We start from the raw sequence: 7291 nt of genomic DNA, 5'->3' as shown, positions 1-7291 counted from the left end.
GCGCCGCCGCGGTCGCGACGCTGCTGATGGTCTCGCCGCAGGCGGAGGCTTTCCTCGATCCGGCGCGCGCCATCATCGGCGATGCCGGCGGCGCCAGCGTCTGGACCGTCAACCAATCTGGCAAGCTTCTTGCGAGGCTGTTCGCCGAGGACGGCTACCGGCTCCGCAAGCGGCTGGTTCCGCTTGTCGAATTGCTCAACGGACGGGCCGGCCTGCCCAAATTATGGTCACTCTGAAGCTGAATACGCCAATCCGGGAAGACGCATGAACCTGACGCCGAGGGAAAAGGATAAGCTGCTCATCGCCATGGCGGCGATCGTGGCGCGCAAGCGGCTGGAGCGCGGCGTCAAGCTCAACCACCCGGAGGCGATCGCTTTAATCACCGACTTCGTCGTCGAAGGCGCCCGCGACGGCCGCCCGGTCGCCGAGCTGATGGAGGCCGGCGCCCATGTCGTCACCCGCGCGCAGGTGATGGACGGCATCGCCGAGATGATCCACGACGTGCAGGTGGAGGCGACGTTTCCCGACGGCACCAAGCTGGTGACCGTGCACGAGCCGATACGCTGAGGAGGAAAAGATGCTGGAGCTGCGCCCGAACTGCGAATGCTGCGATAGGGACCTGCCGCCGGAGGCGACGGACGCATTGATCTGCACCTTCGAATGCACCTTCTGCGCCGATTGCGCCGGAAACGTGCTCGGCGGCGTCTGCCCGAACTGCGGCGGCAATTTTACGGCGCGGCCGATCCGGCCGGCGCCCATGCTGAAGAAATACCCTGCTTCCACCAAACGCGTGCTCAAGGCCGAGGGCTGCGGCCCCCGCGTGGCCGCCTGACCGTCCCCAGAGAAGGCATAAGAGAAGGCATATCGATGATCTCAACTTCGACGAAACGCACCACGCTGACTGCCGTCATGCTGCTGGCGGCGGCGATGCCCGCCTATGCCCATGTCGGAGTCGGCACGACCTCGTCCTTCGCCGCCGGCTTCATGCATCCGCTGTCCGGCCTCGACCACATGAGCGTGATGGTCGCGGTCGGCCTCTGGGCGGTGCTCAAGGGCGGCAAGGCGATATGGGCATGGCCGCTGGCCTTCGTCGGCGTCATGTTGGCGGGCGGCGCGCTCGGCATGATGCAGGTGCCCGTACCCTTCGTCGAGCCAGGCATTCTCGCCTCGGTCGTGGCGCTTGGCCTGCTGGTGGCACTTGCGGTTGACCTGCCTGTCTCGGCCGGTGTCGCCATCATCGGCCTGTTCGCGCTGTTCCATGGCCAAGCCCATGGCACTGAAGTGCCCGAAAACGCGGGCGGCCTGGAATACATCGCAGGTTTTGCCGTCGCCACCGCGCTGCTTCATGCCACCGGCATCGCCGCCGCGCTCGGCCTCGGGTCACGCTTTCGTAGCCTTGCCCGCGCCGCCGGCGCGGCTTGCGCGGCGGTTGGCGTCGGCCTCGTCTTCGGCGTCCTGTGAGGTTGGCGATGATCCCCGGCGAAGTCATCACCGCCAAAGGCGATATCGAGCTCAACAAGGGCCTGCCGACGCTGACGCTGAAAGTCGCCAACAGCGGCGACCGGCCGATCCAGGTCGGCAGCCACTATCATTTCTTCGAGACCAATGAAGGGCTGAAATTCGACCGCGAGGCCGCCAGGGGCATGCGCCTCGACATTGCCGCCGGCACGGCGATCCGCTTCGAGCCGGGGCAGGAGCGCGACGTCACGCTGGTGCCGCTCGGCGGCAAGCGCGAGGTCTACGGTTTTCAGCAGAAGGTGATGGGCAAGCTGTGAGGCCGATGGCGCCTGGAGCTGTCGGTCCATTCCGCGCTTCCGGCTCAGCCCGGCGGCTTGGCCGCCGCATAAATGACGACCTTACCCGGATCGTCGAAGGCGACGGCGACGACGTCCTCTGCCTGCACGCGCCGCGAATCGATGGCGTTGAACAGCAGCGCGTTGGCTTCGATCTCCTTGCGCAGCTCCGCGATGTCGTCCCGATGCTGCTCGATCTTGCTCTCGATCACCGGCGGCGGACCGCCTTCGCTGCGCGCGGCGTCGGTGAGGAACACGATATCGACCTTGTCGAGCTTGGAGGTCTTTCGCACCGCGCCGATGTTCTCGCGCGTCCGGTCGATCGCGGTGGCGACTTTGCCGGCCTCGTCGGTGGTCTTGGTCTCTTCTTGCTTGACCTCGGAGCCGACGATCCGGTCGACCGTCTCCTTGTTTTCGAGCCCTTGCGCCTTCAGTCCGGCAACGGGCGCCGTTGCCAGCAGCAGCGCCATGGCGGCAGCACTTTGCAGCCTTGTAGCGGGACAGGGGTTGATCGCCATCGCTCGCTCCTGAGGGGGATCGTTTCGGGACGCGGTGCAGCGCGAAAAGAACGAAACGACTCCCGCCCGGCGAAGGTTCCCTCTCTAATGCCATGGGCGGGCCAGGTGTCGGCCCGCCGCGACACGGCGTCAGCTCGCCTTCTTGGTGATAAGGGTCAGCGCACCATCGGTGTTCATGCTGGCCGCGATCACTTGCGCCGAGGTGAGCCCCTTGGCTTCCAGCGCCGACTTCACCTTGGGCGTCGCGTCGATCGAGCTGCGCAGTTTCTGCAGGCCGGCTTCACCGCGCTCGGCGATCACCTGGTTGACCTGCGTCTGGGTGTCCTTGGGCAGTTCGGTGATGTCGACGATATTGACGCTCTGGATCGTCGGCACGGCCGGCTGCGCGCTGGGCGCCGTGGGAGCGGTCGGCGCGGGCTGCGGTGCAGGCTGCTGCTGGGCGCTGGCGGCACTCGCCAGCATCGCGGCAGCGGCGGCCGCCAGAAGTGTCGTTTTGCGCATGGATTTTCCTTCCATCGATTTGGCAAACGGTCGTTTCGGGGTGACTCGCCCACCTCAACCGCCAAATGGGAACACAAGGTGTCGCCCAGCGGGTCATTGCGTGACCATAGGGTGGCGCCAATGTGGAGCCCGCCTTCGATCGGGCCGCTTTTCGGGAGCAAGTGCTGATGGCTAGAATTACCCGCGCCGCCTATGCGCAGATGTACGGCCCGACAGTCGGCGACAAGGTGCGGCTTGCCGACACCGAGCTGATCATCGAGGTCGAGAAGGATTTCACCCTCCACGGCGAGGAGGTGAAATTCGGCGGCGGCAAGGTGATCCGCGATGGCATGGGCCAGAGCCAGGTGTCGCGCGCGCAGGGCGCCGTCGACACCGTCATCACCAACGCCTTGGTGATCGACGCCTCCGCCGGCATCTTCAAGGCCGACATCGGCCTCAGGGACGGCCGCATCGCGGCGATCGGCAAGGCCGGCAATCCGGACATGCAGGACGGCGTCACCATCATCATCGGCCCCGGCACCGAAATCATCGCCGGCGAGGGCAAGATCCTCACCGCCGGCGGCTTCGACGCGCATATTCACTTCATCTGCCCGCAGCAGATCGAGGAAGCGCTGATGAGCGGCATCACCACCATGCTCGGCGGCGGCACCGGTCCGGCGCATGGCACCTTGGCTACCACCTGCACGCCGGGCCCGTGGCACATGGCGCGGATGATCCAGTCCTTCGACGCCTTCCCGATGAACATCGGCCTGTCCGGCAAGGGCAATGCCTCGCTGCCGGCAGGGCTGGAAGAGATGGTGCTTGCCGGCGCCTGTTCGCTGAAGCTGCACGAGGACTGGGGCACGACGCCGGCCGCGATCGACTGCTGCCTGTCGGTCGCCGACGCCTATGACGTGCAGGTGATGATCCATACCGACACGCTGAACGAGTCCGGCTTCGTCGAGAACACCGTCGCGGCGATCAAGGGCCGCACCATTCACGCCTTCCACACCGAGGGCGCCGGCGGCGGCCATGCGCCCGACATCATCAAGGTCTGCGGCCTGCCCAACGTCATCCCGTCCTCGACCAATCCGACAAGGCCCTACACGGTCAACACACTGGCCGAGCATCTCGACATGCTGATGGTCTGCCATCATCTGTCGCCGTCGATCCCCGAGGACATCGCCTTCGCCGAAAGCCGCATCCGCAAGGAAACCATCGCGGCCGAAGACATCCTGCACGACATCGGCGCGTTCTCGATCATCTCCTCCGACAGCCAGGCCATGGGCCGCGTCGGCGAGGTGGCGATCCGCTGCTGGCAGACGGCCGACAAGATGAAGCGCCAGCGCGGTTCGCTGCCTGAGGAGACCGGCGACAACGACAATTTCCGCGTCCGCCGCTACATCGCCAAATACACCATCAACCCGGCCATCGCGCACGGCCTGTCGAGGGAGATAGGCTCGGTGGCGGTTGGAAAACGCGCCGATCTGGTGCTGTGGAACCCGGCCTTCTTCGGCGTCAAGCCGGAGATGGTGCTGGTCGGCGGCTCGATCGCCGCCGCCCCGATGGGCGACCCCAACGCCTCGATCCCGACACCGCAGCCGATGCACTACCGGCCGATGTTCGGCGCCTACGGCAAGGCGCTGACTAACTCCTCGGTGACCTTCGTGTCGAAGGCGGCGCTCGACGCCGGCCTGCAAGAGAAGCTCGGCGTCGACAAGGCGATGGTCGCCGTCGAGAACACGCGCGGCGGCATCGGCAAGCATTCGATGGTGCTCAACGACGCCACGCCCCACGTCGAGGTCGATCCGGAAACCTACGAAGTGCGCGCCGACGGCGAACTCTTGACCTGCGAGCCGGCGACCGTGCTGCCGATGGCGCAGAGGTATTTTCTGTTTTGAAAAGATCAGCGTTTCTTGGCAATCGCCAAACCCGCAAATCCCTCGTGCTAGCCCTTGTTGTCCTCGGCTGTCTGGGCGGTTGCGGATATCTGAAAGAGCCGGTGGCCTTTCGTGCCGAATATGCGACTTTGAAATTGGAAGCAGAGCGCAAGTTTCCGACAGGTTCAAGCGCGCCAGCTTTTGAAGCATGGTTTGCCGGCAAATCGGCTTTTAGGCTGGAGAGCAATCCACCGATTCTGCGCCCCTCCAAAACCGGAGGTCAATGCGAGGCGCGCAACATGTGGCTTCGACGCGTCGAGGGTTGCATAAACATCATGGCTGCCAACTATTGCGTGGATGAAAAGGGCAAGATCGCCGACCTGACCTTTTCTGACTCCAGCTACTGCTAGCAACAAAGTCCGTTGCTGCTCTTAACAGGACGCCGCAATATGTGGCGATGCGTGATCAGGCATGGCCACCGAAATCGCCTCTCCCCACGATGTCTTTCCGCATATCCGCAATCGTCATGGGCATGGTCATCGGCCTTGGCGTGACCCGGCTCCTGTCGGGGGTCGCCCGCATCGTCCAGCATCCCGGGCAGCACCGGCTCTATCCGGTGCATCTGGCCTGGGTAGGTTTCATGCTGTTGCTGCTGGTGCATTTCTGATGGTGGGAGTTCGGCCTCTACGCGCTGGAGACTGGACCTTCGGCAAGTACCTCTTCATCATCTTCTATGCCGTCACGCTGTTCCTGCTCTGCGCGCTGCTGTTTCCCGATTCGATGCTCGATTACACCGGCTACGAGGACTATTTCTATTCGCGCCGCGCCTGGTTCTTCGGCCTGCTCGGCACCACCTACCTGCTCGACGTGATCGACACGCTGCTCAAGGGGGAGGAGCATTTCACCCGCTACGGCCACGAATATCTGATCCGCACGCCGGTCTTCGTGGCGCTTTGCATCGCGGCGATCCTGGTGCGCGACCGCCGCTTCCATATCGCCTTCGTCGCCGTCACGCTGATTTACCAGGTGTCGTTCATCCTGCGGCTCTTCGACACCATCGTCTGAGCGCCATTGGGCGGATGGACCGGATGAGCTACGCTTCGCTGGAAAGGCAGGTTTAGAGCCATGTACAAGGCCGTCGGATCGCGCGGATCCCGGGTCAGCCGCGTCCTGTGGATGCTCGAGGAACTCGGGCAGCCCTACGAGTTCGTCGAGGTCAAGCTGCGCTCGCCCGAAGCTTACGCGCTCAATCCATCGGGCAAGGTGCCGATCCTGATCGACGGCGATCTGAAGGTCACCGATTCCGCGGCGATCTGCGTCTATCTCGCCGACAAGCATGCCGACAAAGGCATGGGCGCCAATCCAGGCCTCGCCGGCCGCGCCGAGATGGATTCCTGGATGCATTTCGCCCAGTCGGAATTCGAGGCGCCACTGTGGAATAAGCTGCGCCACCGCTTCATCCTGCCGAAGGAGGTGCGCGTCGATGTCGGCCCCGCCGCCGCGCATGATTTCGCCTCGGAGGTCAAGGCGTTGGACCGGCGGCTTGGCGACAAGCCTTTCGCGCTCGGCGACCGATTTTCCGCGGTCGATGTGCTGCTCGGCGACATGGGTGGCTGGGCTCGCGCCGGCCGGTTTCCGATCGAGTCCGAGCGCGTCGACGCCTATTTCGAGCGCGTGCTGTCGCGTCCCCCCCGCGCGCGGGCGCAAGCTAATGGCGGAGCCATGAGATGAAACTGAACATCAACACCGACTTCACCAAATTCCCGCGCGCGATCTCCGTTCTCGCAGCGGACAAGGCCGGAGCGATCGCGCCCTACGCCAGGGCCGTGCTTGCCCATGACGAGCGGCATCTGCGCCGCCGCGCCATCGAGACGGAGAGCGGTGACAAGGTGCTGGTCGACCTGCCGGAGCCGGTGGCGCTCGACAATGGCGACCGGCTGGTGCTGGAGGACGGCCGCCAGCTCGAAATCGTCGCGGCACCCGAGGACGTCTACGACATCCGCGCCCGCGACTCCGTGCATCTCACCGAACTCGCCTGGCATATCGGCAACCGTCACCTCGCCGCCGCGATCGAGGCGGAGCGCATCCTCATCCTGCGCGACCATGTCATCAAGGCGATGCTGGAGGGATTGGGCGCAACGGTGCGCGAGGTCTCCGAGCCGTTCAAGCCGGTGCGCGGCGCCTATTCCGGCCATGGCGGCCATGATCATGGCCACGCGCACAGCCATGCCGAAGCGCATGCCCATGCGCAGGGCGAGCATACTCACAGCCACGCGCACAGTCATTCCCATTCGTATGATGACGACGACCATCACCACCATGACTGAGCCCGGCATCGCCCCGCTGCGGCTGATGGCGTGGCTGTCGCCGGCCTTTCCGGTCGGCAGCTTCTCCTATAGCCATGGCCTCGAGCGCGCCGTGCAGGACGGTCTGGTCGCCGACAGGCAAAGCCTTGCCGCCTGGCTGGACACGCTGGTCGAGATGGGTTCGGGCTGGAACGACGCCGTGCTGTTTGCCGAAAGCTGGCGGTGCGCCCGCGACAGTGGCGACCTCGGCGAGATCGCCGCTCTCGCCGAGGCCTTGGCAGGTTCGCGCGAGCGCCATGCCGAGACCATGCTGC

Annotated in this window: 11 protein-coding genes and 2 pseudogenes; 11 read left to right on the top strand and 2 right to left on the bottom strand. The window is 64.9% G+C overall.

The window, feature by feature from the left end; translation table 11 throughout:
* The 5 genes and pseudogenes from EN742_RS17815 to EN742_RS17795 form a co-directional block, all read left to right on the top strand.
* A pseudogene (locus EN742_RS17815) lies at positions 1–236 on the top strand (urease accessory protein UreD); the annotation flags it as partial.
* A gap of 28 nt (positions 237–264) precedes the next feature.
* Positions 265–567 carry an urease subunit gamma gene (locus EN742_RS17810; RefSeq protein WP_095805092.1) on the top strand — a complete coding sequence of 101 codons (303 nt, stop codon included), beginning with the start codon at positions 265–267 and terminating at the stop codon, positions 565–567.
* A 10-nt stretch (positions 568–577) separates the two neighbouring features.
* Positions 578–832 (top strand): DUF1272 domain-containing protein, encoded by a 255-nt coding sequence (locus EN742_RS17805; RefSeq protein ID WP_127405665.1) that lies wholly within the window; start codon positions 578–580, stop codon positions 830–832.
* A 35-nt stretch (positions 833–867) separates the two neighbouring features.
* The gene (locus tag EN742_RS17800) at positions 868–1461 is read left to right on the top strand and encodes a HupE/UreJ family protein (RefSeq protein WP_127405666.1); all 594 of its coding nucleotides are present in this window, start codon (positions 868–870) and stop codon (positions 1459–1461) included.
* An 8-nt stretch (positions 1462–1469) separates the two neighbouring features.
* Positions 1470–1775, top strand: a complete 306-nt coding sequence (locus EN742_RS17795) for an urease subunit beta (RefSeq protein WP_126057054.1) — start codon at positions 1470–1472, stop codon at positions 1773–1775.
* A 44-nt stretch (positions 1776–1819) separates the two neighbouring features.
* Here the strand turns inward: EN742_RS17795 and EN742_RS17790 are convergent, their stop codons facing one another.
* The gene (locus EN742_RS17790; protein WP_126057053.1) at positions 1820–2311 is read right to left on the bottom strand and encodes a hypothetical protein; all 492 of its coding nucleotides are present in this window, start codon (positions 2309–2311) and stop codon (positions 1820–1822) included.
* A gap of 129 nt (positions 2312–2440) precedes the next feature.
* On the bottom strand, positions 2441–2812 hold the full coding sequence (locus EN742_RS17785) for a hypothetical protein (protein ID WP_126057052.1): 372 nt from the start codon (positions 2810–2812) through the stop codon (positions 2441–2443).
* Positions 2813–2976: 164 nt separating this feature from the next.
* Between EN742_RS17785 and ureC the strand changes: the two genes are divergently transcribed.
* From ureC to EN742_RS17755, 6 genes and pseudogenes are all read left to right on the top strand, one after another.
* Complete coding sequence (ureC, locus tag EN742_RS17780) at positions 2977–4692, top strand: urease subunit alpha (RefSeq protein ID WP_189375429.1); 1716 nt, start codon at positions 2977–2979, stop codon at positions 4690–4692.
* Between the two features lie 44 nt (positions 4693–4736).
* The gene (locus EN742_RS17775; RefSeq protein ID WP_127405668.1) at positions 4737–5081 is read left to right on the top strand and encodes a hypothetical protein; all 345 of its coding nucleotides are present in this window, start codon (positions 4737–4739) and stop codon (positions 5079–5081) included.
* Positions 5082–5142: 61 nt separating this feature from the next.
* A pseudogene (locus EN742_RS17770) lies at positions 5143–5736 on the top strand (hypothetical protein).
* A gap of 60 nt (positions 5737–5796) precedes the next feature.
* The gene (locus tag EN742_RS17765; RefSeq protein ID WP_128333089.1) at positions 5797–6402 is read left to right on the top strand and encodes a glutathione S-transferase family protein; all 606 of its coding nucleotides are present in this window, start codon (positions 5797–5799) and stop codon (positions 6400–6402) included.
* Positions 6399–6998, top strand: coding sequence for an urease accessory protein UreE (ureE, locus tag EN742_RS17760; protein ID WP_126057049.1), 600 nt, complete (start codon positions 6399–6401; stop codon positions 6996–6998). The genes EN742_RS17765 and ureE overlap by 4 nt, the downstream gene beginning before the upstream one ends.
* Positions 6967–7291 (top strand): urease accessory UreF family protein (locus EN742_RS17755; RefSeq protein WP_281034973.1); only part of this gene is annotated, 325 nt, incomplete at its 3' end. The genes ureE and EN742_RS17755, both read left to right, overlap by 32 nt.

The sequence above is a fragment of the Mesorhizobium sp. M4A.F.Ca.ET.020.02.1.1 genome, assembly GCF_004022645.1.
In the GTDB taxonomy this organism is placed as follows: domain Bacteria; phylum Pseudomonadota; class Alphaproteobacteria; order Rhizobiales; family Rhizobiaceae; genus Mesorhizobium.
The sequence above is the reverse complement of the archived record's forward strand: the minus strand, read 5'-3'. Positions and strand labels throughout refer to the sequence as shown.

Excerpts from the sequence above, each read along its gene's own strand:
- EN742_RS17810 (WP_095805092.1), top strand. The coding sequence starts at position 265 with ATGAACCTGACGCCGAGGGAAAAGGATAAGCTGCTCATCGCCATGGCG.
- EN742_RS17805 (WP_127405665.1), top strand. The coding sequence starts at position 578 with ATGCTGGAGCTGCGCCCGAACTGCGAATGCTGCGATAGGGACCTGCCG.
- EN742_RS17800 (WP_127405666.1), top strand. The coding sequence starts at position 868 with ATGATCTCAACTTCGACGAAACGCACCACGCTGACTGCCGTCATGCTG.
- EN742_RS17795 (WP_126057054.1), top strand. The coding sequence starts at position 1,470 with ATGATCCCCGGCGAAGTCATCACCGCCAAAGGCGATATCGAGCTCAAC.
- EN742_RS17790 (WP_126057053.1), bottom strand. The coding sequence starts at position 2,311 with ATGGCGATCAACCCCTGTCCCGCTACAAGGCTGCAAAGTGCTGCCGCC.
- EN742_RS17785 (WP_126057052.1), bottom strand. The coding sequence starts at position 2,812 with ATGCGCAAAACGACACTTCTGGCGGCCGCCGCTGCCGCGATGCTGGCG.
- EN742_RS17765 (WP_128333089.1), top strand. The coding sequence starts at position 5,797 with ATGTACAAGGCCGTCGGATCGCGCGGATCCCGGGTCAGCCGCGTCCTG.
- ureE (WP_126057049.1), top strand. The coding sequence starts at position 6,399 with ATGAAACTGAACATCAACACCGACTTCACCAAATTCCCGCGCGCGATC.